The organism is Thiobacillus sp. (genome assembly GCF_013693775.1).
Classification (GTDB): domain Bacteria; phylum Pseudomonadota; class Gammaproteobacteria; order Burkholderiales; family Thiobacillaceae; genus Thiobacillus.
Genome location: NZ_CP059257.1, coordinates 1,574,041 through 1,592,745, shown reverse-complemented (window position 1 = coordinate 1,592,745; position 18,705 = coordinate 1,574,041). Strand labels below are relative to the sequence as shown.

Genomic DNA, 18,705 nt, shown 5'->3' with positions numbered 1-18,705 from the left:
TGATTTTTGCCATGAACGCACCCGAAAATCTCCTGACGGATGACCACCTGCGCGCGCAGGTCAAACTGCTGGGCACGCTGCTCGGCCAGGTCCTGTTGCAATTTGCCGGCGAAGACGTGTTCGAGGCAGTGGAAACCCTGCGCCGCGGCTTTGCCGAACTGCATCAGCAGGAAGACCAGCAACGCCGCACCGAGTTGATGGCCCTGATCGACGCCATGCCGGCTGCCAAGGTCGAGTTGGTGGTGCGCGCTTTTTCCAGCTATTTCAAATTGGTCAACGTGGCTGAGGAAAGCTTTGCCCACCGCAACCGCCGCCGCATGCTGTCGCACAGCATGATGCTGTGGGAAGGTTCGTTCGACCGCACCCTGGGCGATCTCAAGGCGCAGGGGCTTTCGGCGAATACGCTGCAGGGCATGGTCAACCGCCTGCACTATGCGCCGGTGTTCACCGCCCACCCGACCGAAGCGCGCCGCCGCGCGGTCATGGAAGGCATGCGCCGGGTGTTCCTGATCTGCGACCAGCTCTACAGCCCGACGCTCGGCGCGAACGACCAGCGCGAACTGGAAGCGCAACTGGCTGCGGAAATCCAGGTGATGTGGCGCACCGACGAACTGCGTACCGCGAAGCTCGAAGTGCGCGACGAAGTGCGCAACGGACTGTATTACGTGCGGGAAAGCCTGTTCGAGGCGGTGCCGAAGGCGTATTCCTACTTCGAAAAGGCGTTGCGCAAGCATTACGGCGTGAATGCCGATGGGGGCGCCTCGATCAGCGTGCCGAGCTTCATCCGCTTCGGCTCGTGGATCGGCGGCGACCGCGATGGCAATCCGTTCGTGACGGCAGACGTCACCGAGTGGACGGTGCATACGCAGATGAAGGCGGCGCTCAACGAATACCGTGCGCGCGTGCTCGAATTGCGGCAGACGCTCACCCACAGCAGCGGCTGGTGCACGCCATCGGCCGCTTTCCTGGAACGGCTGGGCGAGTATGAGGCCGAGTTCGGCGAGCAGGTCTTCCGCGGCACCGCGGTACAGATATACAGCCGCGAGCCCTACCGACGCATGGCGGCTATGATGCTGGCTCGGCTCGACGCCAATCTGTCCTATGTCCATCAGTGTCTGGCGGACGTGCCTAGCTTCACCTCCCACCTGGCCTACGAGAATGCCGAGGCCTTCCTCGACGATCTCTGCCTGGTGCGCGATTCGCTGATCAGCCATGGCGACCGCATCGTTGCCATGCAGGACCTGCAGGCGCTGATCCGGCTGGTCGAGAGTTTCGGCTTTCACCTGCTGCAGCTCGACATCCGCCAGGAGTCGACCGTCCATACGCGCACGGTCGTGGCGGTGCTGCAGCAGATCGATCCCGATTTCGATTATGCTGCGGCGTCCGAAACCGATCGTCTGCAGCGCCTGGCGGCCTGGGTCGGCCATATCGACCTGATCGAGATCAGCGATGGCGCGCTGGATGACGAGGCGCGCGAGACGCTCGCGGTGTTTCGCCGCATGGCCAAGCTGCAGGCCGAAGTGGGCGACGAAGTCTTTGGCACCTATGTGATCTCGATGACCCATAGCGCATCGCACGTGATGGAAGTCCTGCTGCTGGCGCGTCTCGTCGGCCTGTGCGGCCACAACGGCCGCGACTGGTTCTGCCGCATCCAGGTTGCACCCCTGTTCGAGACGGTGGATGACCTGCAGCGCAGCGAGGCCATCCTCGACCAACTGCTGTCCAACAAGGTGTACCGGGCGCTGGTGGCAGCCAACGGCAACCACCAGGAAGTCATGCTCGGCTATTCGGATTCGTGCAAGGACGGCGGCATCCTGGCGTCGAACTGGAACCTCTACCAGGCACAGCTTTCCATCATCGCGTTGACCCAGCATTTCGGCGTCGAATGCCGCCTGTTCCACGGCCGCGGCGGCACGGTGGGCCGTGGCGGCGGGCCGACCCACGAGGCGATCCTGTCCCAGCCGCCGGGCACCGTGAACGGCGAGATCAAGTTCACCGAGCAGGGCGAGATGCTGTATTACAAATACAGCAATCCCGAAACGGCCAATTACGAAATCGCCATGGGGGTCACCGGCCTGCTCAAGGCGAGCGCCACGGCGCTTGCACAGAGCGAGGTACGCTACCCGCAGGAATACCTCGACTGGATGGGCGATATGGCGGCGGCTGGCGAGAAAGCCTACCGCGCCCTGATCGGCATGCCGGGCTTCATCGACTATTTCTACGAGAGCACGCCCGTCACCGAGATCGGCCTGCTCAACATGGGCAGCCGTCCGTCGCACCGCAAGAAGGCCGATCGCTCGCTCGGGTCGATTCGCGCCATTCCATGGGTATTCGGATGGGCCCAGTCGCGCCATACGCTGCCTGCCTGGTTCGGGATCGGCACGGCGCTGACCTATTTCATCGAGACCGATCCGGCGGGCCTCGAGCATCTTCGGACCATGTACCGCGAGTGGCCGTTCTTCCGCAGTCTGCTGTCCAACGTGCAGATGTCGCTGGTCAAGGCCGACATGGAAATCTCCGAGGAATATGCGCGCCTGTGCGACCACCCCAATACCATGGCGATCTACCGCGCGGTGGTGGACGAGTTCACGTTGACGGTGACGAGCGTCATGCAGGTTGCGCAGATTGAGACCCTTNTGGAAGACAACCAGTCGCTTGCCTTGTCGCTGTCCCGCCGCCGCCCCTACATCGACCCCATCAACCACATCCAGGTCCGCATGCTGAAACGCTATCGTTCCGAAAGCGTATGGGATGCCGAGCAGGAATCATGGCTGACGCCGCTGATGCGATCGATCAACGCCATCGCGTCCGGGATGCGCAACACCGGTTGAGCATGAACACGAGCGCAGGCACGTCCTCTCCCGCTCGGCCGAGACGCCGTGGGCTGTTCGTGTCGCTCGGCCTGAATGCCGTGCTGTTGACGCTGGTGTGTGGCCTGGCGCTGTATGCCTTCATGCTCAACGTCGATCTGGGCGATATGAAACGGCGGCTGTCCAAGGAGACCGAGACGCGCCAGCAGAGCGAGCGCTATCTGGTCGAGACGCGCAACCAGCTGACCGAAAGCCTGCGCGAAATCGAACAGTTGAAAGCGCAGCTGGCCTACAAGGAAACCGACGTCCAGGCAGCTGCGGTTGCAGCCAAACCGGCCCTGCCGGTTGTCATCGGTTTCCGCTCATCGATACTGGGCAAGGGACTGGTGGCTGAAATCGAGAATACCAGCGACCGCTATCTCACCGTGATCCTCGCCGTGCGCAACCCCACGCTGTCGACGGCACGCCGTTTCAAACTCGATCTGGAACCGCGGTCGCGCACCGAGTTCGGTCATCTGGAAGGCTGGCAGTTCGCGTCGGGCGACGAGGTGGGGATATTCAACGACGAATTCGGCGCACTGAAGGTCACGGTGCCGTGACGGCGACCGGACGCGGTTTGCGCAATTGCATGCCGAGCAGGGCGGGCATCAGCAGCAATTCGAACACCTGACCGGCGAACAGGCCGACAGCGCACAGCATGCCGAAATGGGCTGTGGGGCGGTAGTCGGACAATCCGAGCAGGCTGAACTGCGCAATCAATACCACCGAAATCGCGATCACCGCGCGGCCCGAGCTTTCCACGCTGCGGATGATGGCAAACACTGGACCGGCGCCATGCTTGAGACGGTGCAGATAGCCGTGATACAGATGGATGGTGTCGTCCACGGTGATGCCGAGGATGATGCCGGCGATCAGCACGGTGGCGACGTCGAGTGCGATGCCTGACACGCCCATCACCACGAAGATGAAGAACAGCGGCGCCAGGTTGGGGATCAGGCAGATGAGACCGGCCTTGAGTGAGCGGAACAGAAGCGCCATCAGCAGCAGGATCTGCAGGAAGGACGACGTGAAGCTCTTGATCTGGCCGTTGACGATGCGATCCGTCTGGTCTGCAAACAGCTGGCCGAATCCGGAAATATCGTAGCGCACACCGGCAATGGGGTGGGCGGCAAGGTGCGCGCGGATCCGGTCGATCACCTGGCCTGTTTCGTTTGAACCGTGCACGTTGAGGCTGAGCGCGATGCGACCCCGCTGGAATTCGTGGTTGACCAGTTCATACATATCCCTGCCGTCGTAAATCAACAGCAGTTGCTCGACCAGTTTTCGGCTGGTCGGCAGCGCGTCCGCGTTGGGCGCGATGCCGCTGAGCGCCCGATTCATTTCCTCCAGTACGTTGACCAGCGAAAGGCTGCGGTCGATTTCCGGTTGCTGTTCCAGCCAGGTCTGCAGAGCTCTGATCTGGGCCAGGCGGCCCGGGTCTTTCAGGCTGTCGCGACCGGAGCCGGTGAGCACGATTTCGAGCCCGGTGACGCCGGACAGTTTGCTTTCGATCCGTTCGGTGCCACGGCTGAGCGGATGGTCGGGCGCGAAGAATTCCAGGATGTTGGACTCGACCTTGACCTGCATCACCAGCGGGATGGTCGCCAGCACCAAGAGGACCGAGGTAATCAGTACAGCTTTCGCGTGCCGCAGACTGAATACGGCCACTACCGCCGCGATCCGACGGGCATGCGCCAGGCCCGAGCGGCGGCGCGGCCAACGCGGTGTGTCCCATTTCAACAGGATGGGCGGCACCAGGATGAACACCACCAGGAACACCATGAGCGTGCCGATGGCACCCGCCAGGCCAAAGGTCTGAACCGGGGGNATGCTGATCCACAGCATGCTCAGCATGCCGGCGCCTGTCGTCAGAATGTTGAACAGGCCAGGGACGAAGGTGTCCTTCAGCGCGCGGGCGATGCGCTGCCGCCGCGGCAGCAACGCGATGCGGCCGCGCTGGATGCCGGCATACAGGTGCAGCAGCGTGGCGACAGTATAGGCCGCCATCAGGGTGGGGATCATCGCGGTGATCGGCGTGTAGGGCTGGTCGAATGCCACCAGCCCGGCCACGCTGGCCGATACCACCATGCCCATGGCCAGCCCGCCGATCACGACCGGACGGATGCGTCCGACCACCCACCACAGCAATACCATGCCGATGACGAAGGTGAGCGGAATGAAGATCGCGCTGTCGCGCCAGAGCGAGCGCAGTTCCGCAACCGTCTGCGCCACCGTGCCTCCGGTGGCGGTGTGGTGGCTATCGAGGTTCTCGGCGGTGATCGTTTTNTCGAGTGCGTTCTCGATGTCGCGTCGGGCGAGGCTTTCCTTCAGGAATTTCGGACGTACCACCAGTGCGACGGCGCGGCCGTCGCGCGAGGCGATCAGGCCGGGCGCGATGGGGTCGCCGAGCACGCGGGCCTTCCACTGCGCCGGCGTGCGCTCGGCCAAATGTTTCGGATCGACCAGCAGCGATACGGCAAAACCGTCGTCGGTGGCGTCGATGTGCTCGACCGTGGTGAGCGTCAGGACCCGGTCGACCGCAGGCAGTGCGGCCATTCTCTTCGCGGCGCGGTCGAGCGCGGCGAGAAACGTCGGGGTGTACAGGTCGTCGCCTTCGAACAGGGCGATGACGGCCTCGTCGTTGGGGAATTCCTTGAACAGTGATTCGCGCAGCTGGATGGTGGGCGAATCAGGGGGCGAGTAGATGTCCGGTGCGTTGTTGAAATGAAGTTTCAACAGGAACGGTATCGATACCAGCTGTATCCCGAGCAGGATGGCCAGCGCCAGCCAGGGCGGCAGCATGCGGCTGCCATCGATCCAGGGTTTCAGCAGCTTCATGCGCCGGCCCCGGTCAGAACTTGGTGCGCAGGCCCAACGTGATCAGCGAATGATCCTGGTGGAAGCCGCCCAGGGTACGCGCCTCGCCGTCGAAGTAATGCGCGGCGACATAGAGTTCGTACGGCTCCCAGCCCACGTAGCTGAGCTTGGGACTGAGGTAGACATCGCGCACGTTGAAGCCGCTGGCGAAACGCAGTCCGGCTTTCCAGCGTCCCTGGCCGAAGTTCGTCTCGATCTCGCCGTTGGCGCCGTAGTATTCCTTCAGCTCGAGGATACTGCGGTCGGTCTGCAGCGCGTGCGCGACCAGTTGCAGGTTGACGCGAGTATCCGCGCCGCCGGGAAAGAATTCCAGTGCGCCGACCCAGTCGAGCGAATGCGTGGTGTCCATCACGGTCGTGGGCAGGGTCACCGGCACGTCCCCGGTGTAGCCGGCTTCCATGCGCCAGGTAAGGCCGTCATGCTCGAGTTCCATGTCGGCGCCGACGAAGGTGTTGAACGGGTGCACGGCGGTGAGCCTGAGCGCAGCCAGGTCGAGCCGGTAATACGGCAGCGACTGGCGGGTGCGCGCGAGCGTCACGCCGAAATCGAAGGGATCGCCGGTCTTGGTGAGTCGCAGGGCGCCGCCGCCGCTGCCGTGTTCGTCCTCGTCGATGCGCGCGGCGCTGACCCAGGGNGTGGTGAGCGCCGGGTCGATGCCGATGATCTGGCCGGTGGTACGGTTGACCGGGCTCCAGATGCTGGCCACGTCCGGCAGCTGCGCGGCACGGAATACCGGCAGCCACACCGCATCCAGCTTGTAGTCGCCATAATTCTGTTCCCAGCGGGTGGCGAGCTGTGCGCGGCGGCGGTCGGCCAGGTCGTCGAGGGCGAACCGGGTCAGGTCGACCCGGCTGACGCGGTCAGCCAGCGGGATTTCATCGACGCGGCCCCAGATGATGGTCTGCGCGCCGAGGGTGAGGCGGGTGTCGCCGCTGCGGTAGCGGACATAGGTGTCGCCGTAGTCGGCCAGCAGTTCGCGGTGACTGGCCAGGCCGCCATCCTGCGTCATGCCGTCGAGCCGCGCACCGGCGCGGAATTCCCAGTTGAGGCTGGGCTGCCACTGGACGTAGGCGCTCGTGCGCAGGGTGGAATAGGTATCGGCCTCGGGCGCGTCGGGCAGGCTGCCACCTTCCAGCAGCAGGTCGTCGATGCCGACCTTGAGCGAGGGCTGGAAACCGCGTGCTTTCGGCTTGTGGCTGCGGGGGCGGAGGTGGCAGATCGTCGGCCGTGCTGGTGGATTGGGCGCTGTCGGCAGGCGAGGGCTCGGCGGTTTGCGCGCGCGGTTTGCGCGTCGTGGTGCGTGGCGGTGGCAGGTCGTCCGGCGCATCCTGCGCGACGGCGCGNNCGGCGGCGGCAGGTCATCGGCCGCATGGGCTGGGATGAGCGCGGGCAGGGTGGCGAGCGACAGGCTCAGGGGCAGCAACAGGTTTTTCATGGGCGATATTCCGATTCCAGGCTTTCGTCGGCAAGGGCTTGCGAGGTGAAGAGTTTGGCGGGCAGTTTCTGGTCGTACAGCGCGGTATCGATCACCAGCCGGGTTTCGTGCCCGCTTTCCAGATCGATCATGCGGCTGTCGGTGAGCGTCCAGTAGCCCTGGGTGCGTTTTTGCTGCGTAGCAGCCAGCGCTTGCTGGGTGTGTTGCCGCTCTGCTCGAAATAATCCACGCGCTGCGGGATTGCGGTGGCGGGATCGATCCAGCTGATGCGTTTCTTGTACACCGAATCGTCGGGGTCAAGCGGTACGCTCTCGAGCACGTCACAGAGAATGCCGTTTTCGAGCTGCTTGCCGAGCAGGCGCTGGCGATCTTTCGAGGGTTTGCGCTCCTGCAGGTCCTCGAAATAGAGGTCGGAACCGACGAAGCGTCCGCCCTTGCGGTTGCTGGAAATGCGCCGTACCCGATCGAGCGCGGGCAGATACAGCCACTGGTCGGTGCTGCCATCGGCCTTGTCGATGCTGAGCAGGCCGGTTCCCGCGATGTCCTCGGGATCGAGAAAGCGGATCAGATTGGCGGTTTCGCCGCGCGCCTTGTCGAGGCGGTAGGTGACCAGTTCACGGATGCGCGGCGCCTGGCCTTTCTCGGTGAGCACCATGCGGCCGAGCGTGGTGAGGTCGCGTCCGTTGGGACGGTCGTAGACGCGCTGTGCCAGATCGGATGCATCGTCAGCGCGGACGGCGGCGGCCCCGAGCAACAGCGCGACCAGCAGCAGGAAACGAACCAGAGACGGCGGCGGAATGGATGACATGTGATTTCCGGGTGAGCAGCGCATACCAACGGCTTTGTCAGCCCGAACTTTACCGCAAAACCCGCTGCGCTCCCCAGCCCGGAGGTGCTGGATTTCGCGTTCGTACTATGATAAAAGACATCGTTATCTGATGGTGGGCGCCTCCATGACTTCGACTCTTCTGGAACTGCTCCAGAAATACAGCGTACCCGGCCCCCGTTATACGTCCTATCCGACCGCACCGTATTTCCGCACTGGCTTCAGCGAGACGGACTGGACCGATGAGCTGGCTGCGGCATCCCCTGACCGCGGGTTGTCGCTGTACGCCCACATCCCCTTCTGCGACACGCTCTGTCACTTCTGCGGCTGCAACATGGTGGCGACGCGCGACTACAGCAAGACCCAACCCTATCTGGCCTACCTCGACCAGGAAATGGCGCATACGGCGCAACGGGTGGATCCGGGCCGCCTGGTTCGCCAATTGCATTGGGGTGGCGGGACGCCCACTTACCTGAATCCCGGTGATATTCGCCGCCTGATGGACATGATGCGCCGGCATTTCACGCTGGCTGCCGATGCCGAGATCAGCTGCGAGATCGACCCGCGCGAACTGACGCGCGCGCATCTGGTGGCCTTGCGCGAATCCGGCTTCAATCGCGTCTCGTTTGGCGTGCAGGACATGGATCCGGCGGTGCAGCAAGCTGTGAACCGCATTCAGTCGCAGTCCCTGATCCAGCAGGTGCTCGACTGGTCGCGCGAGCTGGGATTCTCCAGCATCAATCTGGATCTGATCGTGGGACTGCCGAAACAGACGGTCGCCAGCTTCCGCCATACGCTGGAACAGGTCACCGAATGGTCGCCGGATCGCCTGGCGGTGTTCGCATATGCCCATGTGCCATGGTTGAAAAAGCACCAGCGCCTGATCAAGGAAGAGGACCTGCCGGATTCCGCGACGCGTCTCGGGCTGCAGCAGGCGGTGAACGAGATGCTGGGCGCAGTGGGCTACGTCAACATCGGCCTCGACCACTTCGCCCGTCCGGACGACGAGCTGGTACGCGCGCAGCAGAACAAGACGCTATGGCGCAATTTCCAGGGCTATACCACGCACAAGGACTGCGACATCCTGGCCTTCGGCGTCTCCAGCATCAGCCAGACGGCCGACGTGTACATGCAGAACGAGAAGAATCTCAAGCGTTATCAGGAACGCATCGCAGCAACCGGCCTGGCCGTCGAGCGCGGCCTCAGGCTCACGCGCGACGACCAGATCCGACGCGACGCGATCACGCGCGTAATGTGCGACCTGGAGCTCGACTTTACGGCCTTCGGCCAGGAATGGAACATTGCCTTTACCGATTATTTCGCTGACGCATTGACCGATCTGCGCCCGCTCGCCGACGACGGGCTGGTCACGGTTGCGTCGGACCGGATCAGCGTCACCCCGCGCGGCCGGCTGTTCCTGCGCAACATCGGCATGTGCTTCGACCGCTATCTGAAGGAAACCACCAGTACGCAGCCCCGTTATTCGCGTACCGCCTGAGTCCTGCCGCACCGGCAGGGTGATTGACGAATGCCATTGACAATTCCGCTTTGGCCTCGCGATAGTTGGTGACATAACAAGCGGAGGGAAGCGGGCGGTGCGTATTGCGCATTCACGCGTCGTACCCGATAGACATGGCATTCAATAAGGCCGGGACGATGTCCGCGAGACCGCTGCGCTTGCTTGCGGTCGGGCTGGGGTATTACCTGGGGGCCGTGCTCGGCGTGGCCGCCTCGTCCATGTCCGAGGGCATCTCTATCTTCTGGCTGCCCAACGGCATCCTGCTGGCGGCACTGTTGCTGGCGCCGCGGCGTGACTGGCCGCTCTACCTGCTGGCGGCCGTGGCAGCGGAAATCGCCGCCGACCTACCCACCTTCAACCTCGCGCAGGCGATCGGTTTTGCTGCTGTCAACCTGTTTGAATGCCTGCTGGCGGCCTGGCTGCTGCAGCGTGTCGCCTGCCCCTTTTCGCTTGATCGGTTGCGCCATGTCGCCCTGTTCGGGCTGGTCCTGGTTCTGGCCAGCGGACTGGCGGCCCTGCTGGGCGCATCGCTCTATTCGCTGAGCGCTCTGACCACCACGCCGTTTTGGGACTTATGGACAATCTGGTGGCTGGGTGACGCCATGGGCGTGCTGCTGGTCACGCCGCTCATACTGGCCTGGCTGCAGGGCTCGTCGCAACCCGCCAAACGCCGCCCCCTGGAAGCCGCCGCGCTATTGACGCTGACCCTGCTGTTCACCGTCTGGGTGTTCTCGCAGGGCATCACCGACAGCTTCCCCAGAAGACCGTTCTTGTTGTTCCCGCTTCCCCTGTGGGCGGCCGTCCGTTTCGGGGTACGGGGTGCGGCCAGTATCGTGCTGCTGATCGCCGTCATCGCAATCATGGCTACCCTCAAAGGCGTGAGTCCTCTACTTGCCGCTACGCCGGCCGATACGGTTCTGCTGCTGCAGGAATATCTGGCCGTGCTGGCATTCTCGTCGCTCGCGCTGGCCGCGCTACTACAGGACCTGCGGGCGACCCATGGCGAACTCGACCGCCTCAACCGCGAACTCGAAGCACGCGTGGAGGCGCGTACCCATGACTTGCAGCTGGCCAACCAGCATCTGGAGAAGTTGGCCTCGATCGACCCCCTGACCGGTGCCAGCAACCGTCGCCATTTTATGGGTCTGGCCAAGGTGGAGATCAGCCGAGCCAAGCGTCAAGGGTTGCCATTGTCGGTGATCATGCTGGACATCGATTTCTTCAAATCGGTCAATGACCGTTTCGGCCACGAAATCGGCGACAAGGTGCTGGTGGCACTGGCTGCCACTATCCATGCCACGTTGCGCGGGGGCGATATCTTCGCGCGCTTGGGAGGCGAAGAGTTTGTCGTCATGCTGCCAGGCCAGGGGCTGTCTGAAGCCTTGCCGATGGCCGAGCGCCTGCGGTTGCTGATTGCGCAAAACGTGGTCCCCGGGTGCCCGGCCCAAATTACCGTCAGTGCCGGGCTTGCTGCGCTGGAGGATGCATCGGAAGAAATCGATGACCTGCTACGGCGCGCCGACGCGGGGCTCTATCGGGCCAAGAACCAGGGCCGCAACCAGGTTTGCCCGGGTTAGGCGGCAGCGCCGGTCACCATGATGGCCGGATTTTCAGCAGCAGCCACTGCCATCATCGCGCTTGGGGCAGCCCTCGGGCCGCTTGCGCGGCGGCAAGGGGCAACGGTTGATTTCATCCGCGCTGCGCTGGAAATAGCAGGTCATGGCGCTGGACGCGATACCCAGCAGCCAGAACACGAAGAAGCCGATGGTATACGCGGCCAGGCGCTGCTCGATCACCGCTTCGCCGTGGTACATGATCTCCAGCGGATCGAACAAGGTGGTGAAGACGATGTCGGCCATGCCGGCCACAAGGAAGGACGGCCACAGAATGTGGATCAGGCGCTGCATCATGGCGTACTCCTCGTCTGGGTGGACGTCATTCTTCGGGGTTGTTCATCTTGCGCTTGTACCAGACCATCAGGGTGATCGCCATGCCGATGATGAAGAGGATGGTAAACAGGCTCAAGAGGCCGATCGGGCTGCTGAATAGCAGATTGAGTACAACGTCCATTTTATTCTCCCTGTGGTTGATGAACGGCTGAGCCGGATGACAGCGTGACGGCTTGCTTGAATGGAGAATGCAGCACGCCGGCAAGGCGCCAGGTGGATGCGGCATCGGTCAGCTGGGCATGCCATTTCCCGTCGGGCATGGCGGGAAGCGTGGCGCGATAGCGGCCGCCGCCGGCGTAGTGCAAGGTGAGCGTGTGATCCATGCCTTGGTGCGTGGGATGAGCCAGGGTAAGGGTCAATTGGCCGGGATAGGTCGTCAGATGGCCGGCCAGCGTGAGCACCAGCGCACCATCCTCGCCTTTCACGGTGGCGGCGAGCGCCAGGGCACGTGCGGCGTCGTCGCGTTCCAGCGTCTGGTTGATGGCGAGTCCTTCCTTGTAGTAATCGCCCACCACCAGCCCGTCGGCGCTCTGGTAGGCGATCCACACGGTAGTCAGCCCGGCGGCGACTGCGGTGGCGGGCAGGCTCATGAGGAACCATGGCCAGGGTTCGCGATACCAGGGTTTGGCATGAAGGACTGTATTCGTCATGGCGCCGTGCCTCGCAATCTAACGGTTGAAGAACTTGGTGGCGACGTCCTGTCTGATGCGCGGGTCGTCGGTGGCTTGTATCGTGAACGTGATGGCGATCGAGCGGCCCTTCAGTTCTTCGGGGTCGGCTGTCAGGCTGACGGGAATGTCGATGGTCTGCAAAGGCGCGGCCGCGATATCGCGCGTGGCGGCCGTGACCCGAAGATCTTCGATGCCATGTGCCTGGATCGTATAGCGGTGAGCCTGGCCGTCCTTGTTGATGATCTGCAGGCGATAGACGTTCTCGATCAAGCCGTCGTCGGTTTCCTTCGACAGCGCCACGCGATCGCGCACCACGCCGACATTGAGCGGCACGCGGGTGGCGAGGCTATAGAGGAACGCACTGGCGATCAGCGTCAGCAGCACGGTGTAGATGATGGTGCGCGGACGGAGGATGTGCCTGACGATGCCGGTGTCCGGGTATTTTCCTTTCACCACGTTTTCCGTCGTGTAGCGGATCAGGCCGCGCGGGTAGCCCATCTTGTCCATGATCTGGTCGCAGCCGTCGATGCAGGCGGCGCAGCCGATGCATTCGTACTGCAGGCCGTTTCGGATATCGATGCCGGTGGGGCAGACCTGTACGCAGACGTTACAGTCGACGCAGGTACCGAGCCCGGCTGCCTTGTAATCGGCCTTCTTGCTCCGTGGGCCGCGTGGCTCGCCGAGGGAGCTGTCGTAGGTCACGGTCAGCGTGTCGGAGTCGAACATCACGCTCTGGAAGCGCGCGTACGGACACATGTATTTGCAGACCTGCTCGCGCATGAAACCGGCGTTACCCCAGGTGGCAAAGGCGTAGAACAGGATCCAGAAGGTTTCCCACGGACCGAGGTTGGCTTGAATCGTCTCAGCCGCCAGCGTCTGGATCGGGGTGAAATACCCGACGAAGGTGAAGCCCGTCCACAGCGCGATCGCGAACCAGACAGCGTGCTTGAGTCCGCGCTTCTTCAGCTTGTTGGTGTTCCACGGCGACTGGTCGAGTTTTCTGCGCGCGAGATGGTCGCCCTCCAGCCAGTTTTCCACCCACATGAAAATCTCGGTATACACGGTCTGCGGGCAGGCATAGCCGCACCATAATCGCCCGGCCACCGCGGTAAACAGGAACAGCGAGAGCGCCGAGAGGATCAGCAGGCCGGTGAGGTAGACGAAATCCTGCGGCCAGAACACCAGGCCGAAGATATAGAACTTGCGCGCGGCCAGATCGAACAGCACCGCCTGCCGGTGGTCCCATTGCAGCCAGGGCATGCCGTAGTAGAGGGTCTGGGTCAGCAGTACCAGCGCGACACGCCAGTTGGCGAATACGCCATGTACTGCGCGCGGCTGGATCTTCTGCCGGATCGCATAGAGCTGCTGCTCGGTTGCTGCGTCGGCGGTGGCCGATGGCTTGTCGTTGGTCACTGCGTTTGTCCGTGAAAGTCTGAGCCGCTTCAACGTACTGGAACAATACGTTCAAGCGGCTCGCCGGGTCGTCCCGGCGAATACCGCTCACTGCTTACCGCTCACCCATCACCGCTTCTGCGACAACCCGTACACATAGGCGGCCAGGAGGTGCAGCTTGGCTTCCTTGTTGGACGTGGTGCCGAGCGTCTGGGTCAGGGCAGGCATGACCCCGTTGCGTCCCTTGCTGATGGTCTCGATGATCGTGGCCTCGCTGCCGCCATACAGCCACACCTTGTCGGTGAGATTGGGCGCGCCCAGCGCCTTCATGCCGGTGCCATCCGGCATGTGGCAGGCGGCGCAGTTCTCGGCAAATTTCGCTTTGCCTGCCTCGGCCAGAGCGGCATCGTGTTTGCGGCCCGACAGCGAGAGCACATAGTTGGCCACCTGCTTGACGCCTTGTGCACCGAGGATCGGTTCCCATGCCGGCATCACCCCGGCACGGCCGTTGGTGATGGTGGCCACGATGGTGTCGGGTTCGCCACCATAGAGCCAGTCGTTGTCGGTCAGGTTAGGGAAGCCCTTGGCACCCATGGCATCGGAGCCGTGGCACTGCGAGCAGTAGGTCAGGAACAGGTGCTTGCCGATGGCGCGCGCGTTCGGGTCGGCCGCCACGGTGGCGACATCCTGCTTCATGAAGCCGGCATACATCGGCTGGAACTTGGCTTCGGCGGCTTTCACCTCGGCCTGGTATTCCCCTTTGGACGTCCAGCCCAGCAAACCGGCGAAATTGCCCAGTCCCGGCCACAAGGCCAGGTAGCCCAGCCCGAAAATCATGGTGCCGTAGAACAGCCCCAGCCACCAGCGCGGCAGGGGGTTGTTGAGGTCCTGCAAGTCGCCGTCCCAGGTATGTTCCATGAGCTCGGCCTTCTCGCCGGGCGCAAACTTGCGGGTGGTCTGCGATTTGAGAAATACCCAGGTACCGAGGATGCTCACCAGGGTCAGGACGCTGATGTAGATCGGCCAGAAGCCGCTTGTGAAATCGCTCATTGCTTGTCTCCTTGTTTGGCGGGCAGGTCGTCGTCATCCTCGAAAGGCAGTCTGGCGTCCTCTTCGAAGCGCTGCTTGTTGCGCGTGCTGAAGGCCCACCAGACGATGCCGATGAACACTACGATGAAGGCGACCGTAATGATGCCGCTGAGAGTTCCGCTGTCCATGCCAGTCTCAGTTCTTCGGGGCGTGGGTGCCGAGCACCTGCAGGTAGGCGATGACGGCATCAAGCTCGGTCTTGCCTTGGAGCGCCGCGGGTGCCTCGGCGATTTCCTGCTCGGTGTAGCCGTGGCCGACGATGTCCAGCGTGCGCATCTTGGCCTGGATACCGGTGTCCTTGAGCGGACGGTCCAGCCAGGGGTAGGCGGGCATGATGGATTCCGGCACCACGTCGCGCGGGTTCATCAGGTGCGCGACCTGCCAGGCGTCCGAATAACGGCCGCCGACACGTGCCAGGTCGGGACCGGTACGCTTGGAGCCCCACAGGAAGGGGCGGTCGTAGACATATTCGCCGGCCACCGAATAGTGGCCGTAGCGTTCGGTCTCGGCACGGAACGGACGGATCATCTGCGAATGGCAGCCGACGCAGCCTTCGCGGATGTAGATGTCGCGCCCCATCAGCTGCAGCGCCGTGTAGGGCTTCAGGCCTTCCACCGGCGTGGTGGTGGAGGTCTGGAAGAACAGCGGCACGATCTGCACCAGGCCGCCGACGCTGACGATGAGGATGGTCAGCACGATCAGCAGACCGAGGTTTTTCAATGCTTTCATGCGAAATCATGTTCGGTCTCCTATCAGGCGTGGACGGCTTGCGGGATGGGGGCGTCATTGACGACGCGCCCGGCTCGGACGGTCTGCCAGACGTTGTAGGCCATCATCAGCATGCCGCCGAAGAACAGCGCCCCACCGGCGAGACGGATGCCGTAGAACGGATGCATGGTGGCGACCACCTGGGCAAAGCTGTAGGTCAGCGTGCCGTCGGGATTGGCTGCACGCCACATCAGGCCTTGCGCCACCCCGGCGATCCACATCGAGGCGATATACAGCACCACACCGATAGTGGAGAACCAGAAATGCCATTCGATCAGCTTGGTGCTGTACATCGATTCGCGGCCGAACAGGCGCGGAATCAGGTAGTACATCGAACCGATCGTGATCATCGCGACCCAGCCCAGCGCGCCGGAATGCACGTGGCCGATGGTCCATTCGGTGTAGTGGGACAGTGCGTTGACGGTCTTGATCGACATCATCGGACCTTCGAAGGTCGACATGCCGTAGAACGACAGCGCGGTGACCATGAACTTCAGGATGGGGTCGGTGCGCAGCTTATGCCAGGCGCCGGACAGCGTCATGATGCCGTTCATCATGCCGCCCCAGGACGGCGCCAGCAGCATCAGCGAGAACACCATGCCGAGCGACTGCGCCCAGTCGGGCAGCGCGGTGTACTGCAGGTGGTGCGGGCCGGCCCACATGTAGATGAAATTGAGCGACCAGAAGTGAACGACCGACAGGCGGTAGGAATAGATCGGGCGGCCGGCCTGCTTGGGAATGAAGTAGTACATCATGCCGAGGAAGGCGGTGGTGAGGAAGAAGCCCACCGCGTTATGGCCGTACCACCACTGCACCATCGCGTCCTGCACGCCGGCATAGGCGGAGTAGGACTTGTACCAGGCGCTCGTGCTGCCGCCCAGAATCCAGGGCAGTTCGGCGCTGTTGACGAGATGCAGCAGCGCGATCACCAGGATGTAGGCACCGAAGAACCAGTTCGACACGTAGATGTGCTTGGTCTTGCGCTTGATGATGGTGCCGAAGAACACCAGTGCGTAGGAAACCCACACCACCGTGATCAGCAGATCGATCGGCCATTCGAGTTCGGCGTATTCCTTCGAAGTGGTGATGCCGAGCGGCAGCGTGACGGCTGCCAGCACGATCACGGCCGTCCATCCCCAGAAAGTGAACTCGGCCAGCTTCTCTGCCCACAGCCTAACCTGGCAGGTGCGCTGCACGATGTAGTACGACACCGCAAACATCGCGGAGCCGCCGAAGGCGAAGATCACCGCATTGGTATGTAGCGGCCTGAGACGGCCATATGACAGCCATTCGATGCCAAAGGTCAGGTCCGGCCAGATCAGTTGCGAGGCCAGGATGAGCCCGACCAGCATACCGACGATCCCNCACACCACCGTCATGATGGCGAACTGGCGGACGACCTTATAGTTGTAGGTTGTCGCTTCCATACACGTCTCCCGTGATTGATGACTTGATTAGTACATGCGAATTTAATGACATGTTTCGCATATGAAGATAAATATATCTATTTATTATGGTGTGTCAAGTTGTCGCACCCGGCGCTGGCGGATCGGCCGGCCATGTGTTGTTTCGTTGCGAATAAAGCGCATCCCTGTTTTTTATGCCAAATTTGGATTCGGTATAGCTCAGTTCTCGAGCGATTGATATGTATCGGGTTGCCGTGCCCAAGCAAACTTTCGTTTCTTCAATGCCCGGCGCCGAACTGACGCTGCCCGGTATCGGTAAGCTGTTTCAATCCGCTCTCTACTATGAAGCTGGGCGATGCCGAAGCGCGCCTGGATCGCGTGCAGGTAGCCGTATTCGTTTCAATCCACGCCCGACCGTGAGGCCGGGCGATGCCTGATCGAGCCTGGCGACATCGTAGTTACCCACTCGTTTCAATCCACGCCCGACCGTGAGGCCGGGCGATGCTGATGGGCAGCAGCTTGAAGCCCGTACGCACGATTGTTTCAATCCACGCCCGACCGTGAGGCCGGGCGATGCCCCAGGTCAGCAAGGAAGGCGTCTACTATGCCAAGGTTTCAATCCACGCCCGACCGTGAGGCCGGGCGATGCCACGGGTGATCTGGTAGGCAAAGAGTTTTGGGTGGTTTCAATCCACGCCCGACCGTGAGGCCGGGCGATGCGGTCGGCGACGGCGCGCTGTACTCGACCAAGCAGGGTTTCAATCCACGCCCGACCGTGAGGCCGGGCGATGCATCCGAAGGCCGCACCAGCACTGGTGGGAAAGGCGGTTTCAATCCACGCCCGACCGTGAGGCCGGGCGATGCACGATGGTCATGGTGTCGGCGCCCAGCGCGCGCGGTTTCAATCCACGCCCGACCGTGAGGCCGGGCGATGCCAGACCGCGCGGCTGGCGGGTGGCGGCTTGCACCGGTTTCAATCCACGCCCGACCGTGAGGCCGGGCGATGCCGACGCCGACCGAGCGCAATACAACGCGCTACCCGTTTCAATCCACGCCCGACCGTGAGGCCGGGCGATGCCCGGAGAGGGTGCGGCGTTTTATCGCGGAATTGCCGAGGTTTCAATCCACGCCCGACCGTGAGGCCGGGCGATGCACAGATCGTCCCCGACCTTGGAATCGGCCATCTTGTTTCAATCCACGCCCGACCGTGAGGCCGGGCGATGCGCTGCACGCCTGCTGATACAAGGTAGCCTTGCCGTTTCAATCCACGCCCGACCGTGAGGCCGGGCGATGCCGCGCTTCAGATTGCTGGACAAGAATGTCTTTTCTGTTTCAATCCACGCCCGACCGTGAGGCCGGGCGATGCATGCGGCCCCAGCTCGCTCTCGACGATTGCCTGGTGTTTCAATCCACGCCCGACCGTGAGGCCGGGCGATGCAGCTTGCTGCTCGGTAATGCCGGCCTGCTGGAGGTTTCAATCCACGCCCGACCGTGAGGCCGGGCGATGCTTCAGATGGCGCTCGCAAAAATCCTCCAAATCCTGTTTCAATCCACGCCCGACCGTGAGGCCGGGCGATGCCCACAAGGGGCCGCAAGTCCTGCACCTCTTCAAAAGTTTCAATCCACGCCCGACCGTGAGGCCGGGCGATGCTCACGCCGACCGCTGCCGTGCAGTTGTAGACGTTGTTTCAATCCACGCCCGACCGTGAGGCCGGGCGATGCGCGGAGTTTCAATCGCCACGCCCCTGTATCTCAAGTTTCAATCCACGCCCGACCGTGAGGCCGGGCGATGCGTATGCAGGAAGTTTCATTTCGCACCCCCACAGGTTTCAATCCACGCCCGACCGTGAGGCCGGGCGATGCAACGGCTTCATGAAGTTGCGCGACAGATCCATGAGGTTTCAATCCACGCCCGACCGTGAGG

16 protein-coding genes and 1 CRISPR repeat array (1 of these 17 only partly in view) are annotated in these 18,705 nt (G+C 62.8%); of the genes, 4 read left to right on the top strand and 12 right to left on the bottom strand.

All coding sequences use genetic code 11. The annotated features are described in order from the left end of the window. Positions 1–11 precede the first annotated feature (11 nt). A complete protein-coding gene (ppc, locus tag HZY77_RS07865; protein WP_296820415.1) occupies positions 12–2,831 on the top strand; it encodes a phosphoenolpyruvate carboxylase in 2,820 nt (939 codons plus the stop codon). Then, positions 2,768–3,409: a hypothetical protein gene (locus tag HZY77_RS07860; protein WP_296820413.1), complete on the top strand. Its 642-nt coding sequence runs from the start codon at positions 2,768–2,770 to the stop codon at positions 3,407–3,409. The genes ppc and HZY77_RS07860 overlap by 64 nt, the downstream gene beginning before the upstream one ends. On the opposite strand, the gene HZY77_RS07855 is transcribed toward HZY77_RS07860, so the two are convergent. The 4 genes from HZY77_RS07855 to HZY77_RS07845 all read right to left on the bottom strand — a co-directional run bounded on the left by HZY77_RS07855 (position 3,396) and on the right by HZY77_RS07845 (position 7,969). Then, positions 3,396–5,687, bottom strand: coding sequence for an MMPL family transporter (locus HZY77_RS07855; RefSeq protein ID WP_296820411.1), 2,292 nt, complete (start codon positions 5,685–5,687; stop codon positions 3,396–3,398). The genes HZY77_RS07860 and HZY77_RS07855 overlap by 14 nt on opposite strands. Positions 5,688–5,700: 13 nt before the next feature. Continuing rightward, on the bottom strand, positions 5,701–7,161 hold the full coding sequence (locus HZY77_RS17790; RefSeq protein ID WP_363154533.1) for a DUF1302 family protein: 1,461 nt from the start codon (positions 7,159–7,161) through the stop codon (positions 5,701–5,703). Then, positions 7,158–7,349, bottom strand: coding sequence for an outer membrane lipoprotein-sorting protein (locus HZY77_RS07850; protein ID WP_296820870.1), 192 nt, complete (start codon positions 7,347–7,349; stop codon positions 7,158–7,160). The genes HZY77_RS17790 and HZY77_RS07850 overlap by 4 nt, the downstream gene beginning before the upstream one ends. Continuing rightward, positions 7,289–7,969, bottom strand: coding sequence for an outer membrane lipoprotein-sorting protein (locus HZY77_RS07845; RefSeq protein ID WP_296820409.1), 681 nt, complete (start codon positions 7,967–7,969; stop codon positions 7,289–7,291). The genes HZY77_RS07850 and HZY77_RS07845 overlap by 61 nt, the downstream gene beginning before the upstream one ends. Before the next feature lie 145 nt (positions 7,970–8,114). Between HZY77_RS07845 and hemN the strand changes: the two genes are divergently transcribed. Together hemN and HZY77_RS07835 are read left to right on the top strand one after the other, a co-directional pair. Next, a complete protein-coding gene (hemN, locus tag HZY77_RS07840) occupies positions 8,115–9,485 on the top strand; it encodes an oxygen-independent coproporphyrinogen III oxidase (RefSeq protein WP_296820407.1) in 1,371 nt (456 codons plus the stop codon). 158 nt (positions 9,486–9,643) lie between these two features. Next, on the top strand, positions 9,644–11,083 hold the full coding sequence (locus HZY77_RS07835) for a diguanylate cyclase (RefSeq protein WP_296820406.1): 1,440 nt from the start codon (positions 9,644–9,646) through the stop codon (positions 11,081–11,083). Positions 11,084–11,116: 33 nt separating this feature from the next. Here the strand turns inward: HZY77_RS07835 and HZY77_RS07830 are convergent, their stop codons facing one another. The 8 genes from HZY77_RS07830 to ccoN all read right to left on the bottom strand — a co-directional run bounded on the left by HZY77_RS07830 (position 11,117) and on the right by ccoN (position 16,802). Next, on the bottom strand, positions 11,117–11,416 hold the full coding sequence (locus tag HZY77_RS07830) for a hypothetical protein (RefSeq protein ID WP_296633310.1): 300 nt from the start codon (positions 11,414–11,416) through the stop codon (positions 11,117–11,119). Between the two features lie 25 nt (positions 11,417–11,441). Further along, entirely contained in the window at positions 11,442–11,576 is a 135-nt protein-coding gene (locus HZY77_RS07825; protein WP_296633311.1) for a DUF3149 domain-containing protein, read from the bottom strand. 1 nt (position 11,577) lies between these two features. Continuing rightward, complete coding sequence (locus HZY77_RS07820; protein ID WP_296820403.1) at positions 11,578–12,105, bottom strand: FixH family protein; 528 nt, start codon at positions 12,103–12,105, stop codon at positions 11,578–11,580. An 18-nt stretch (positions 12,106–12,123) separates the two neighbouring features. Then, entirely contained in the window at positions 12,124–13,539 is a 1,416-nt protein-coding gene (ccoG, locus tag HZY77_RS07815; protein ID WP_296820401.1) for a cytochrome c oxidase accessory protein CcoG, read from the bottom strand. Between the two features lie 108 nt (positions 13,540–13,647). Continuing rightward, the gene (ccoP, locus tag HZY77_RS07810; protein ID WP_296820399.1) at positions 13,648–14,568 is read right to left on the bottom strand and encodes a cytochrome-c oxidase, cbb3-type subunit III; all 921 of its coding nucleotides are present in this window, start codon (positions 14,566–14,568) and stop codon (positions 13,648–13,650) included. Then, positions 14,565–14,735: a CcoQ/FixQ family Cbb3-type cytochrome c oxidase assembly chaperone gene (locus HZY77_RS07805; protein WP_296633318.1), complete on the bottom strand. Its 171-nt coding sequence runs from the start codon at positions 14,733–14,735 to the stop codon at positions 14,565–14,567. Before HZY77_RS07805 ends, ccoP begins: the two co-directional genes overlap by 4 nt. Before the next feature lie 7 nt (positions 14,736–14,742). After that, positions 14,743–15,336, bottom strand: a complete 594-nt coding sequence (ccoO, locus tag HZY77_RS07800) for a cytochrome-c oxidase, cbb3-type subunit II (RefSeq protein ID WP_296820397.1) — start codon at positions 15,334–15,336, stop codon at positions 14,743–14,745. Positions 15,337–15,359: 23 nt separating this feature from the next. After that, a complete protein-coding gene (gene ccoN / locus HZY77_RS07795; RefSeq protein WP_296820395.1) occupies positions 15,360–16,802 on the bottom strand; it encodes a cytochrome-c oxidase, cbb3-type subunit I in 1,443 nt (480 codons plus the stop codon). A 301-nt stretch (positions 16,803–17,103) separates the two neighbouring features. Further along, a CRISPR array of direct repeats spans positions 17,104–18,705; the repeat unit is 37 nt; unit sequence GTTTCAATCCACGCCCGACCGTGAGGCCGGGCGATGC; it runs 2,092 nt beyond the window's last position.

What these genes read in the sequence shown, in the direction of transcription:
- HZY77_RS07860 (WP_296820413.1), top strand. Translation starts at nt 2,768, where the DNA reads ATGGCTGACGCCGCTGATGCGATCGATCAACGCCATCGCGTCCGGGAT.
- HZY77_RS07845 (WP_296820409.1), bottom strand. Translation starts at nt 7,969, where the DNA reads ATGTCATCCATTCCGCCGCCGTCTCTGGTTCGTTTCCTGCTGCTGGTC.
- hemN (WP_296820407.1), top strand. Translation starts at nt 8,115, where the DNA reads ATGACTTCGACTCTTCTGGAACTGCTCCAGAAATACAGCGTACCCGGC.
- HZY77_RS07835 (WP_296820406.1), top strand. Translation starts at nt 9,644, where the DNA reads ATGTCCGCGAGACCGCTGCGCTTGCTTGCGGTCGGGCTGGGGTATTAC.
- HZY77_RS07830 (WP_296633310.1), bottom strand. Translation starts at nt 11,416, where the DNA reads ATGATGCAGCGCCTGATCCACATTCTGTGGCCGTCCTTCCTTGTGGCC.
- HZY77_RS07825 (WP_296633311.1), bottom strand. Translation starts at nt 11,576, where the DNA reads ATGGACGTTGTACTCAATCTGCTATTCAGCAGCCCGATCGGCCTCTTG.
- HZY77_RS07820 (WP_296820403.1), bottom strand. Translation starts at nt 12,105, where the DNA reads ATGACGAATACAGTCCTTCATGCCAAACCCTGGTATCGCGAACCCTGG.
- ccoP (WP_296820399.1), bottom strand. Translation starts at nt 14,568, where the DNA reads ATGAGCGATTTCACAAGCGGCTTCTGGCCGATCTACATCAGCGTCCTG.
- HZY77_RS07805 (WP_296633318.1), bottom strand. Translation starts at nt 14,735, where the DNA reads ATGGACAGCGGAACTCTCAGCGGCATCATTACGGTCGCCTTCATCGTA.
- ccoO (WP_296820397.1), bottom strand. Translation starts at nt 15,336, where the DNA reads ATGAAAGCATTGAAAAACCTCGGTCTGCTGATCGTGCTGACCATCCTC.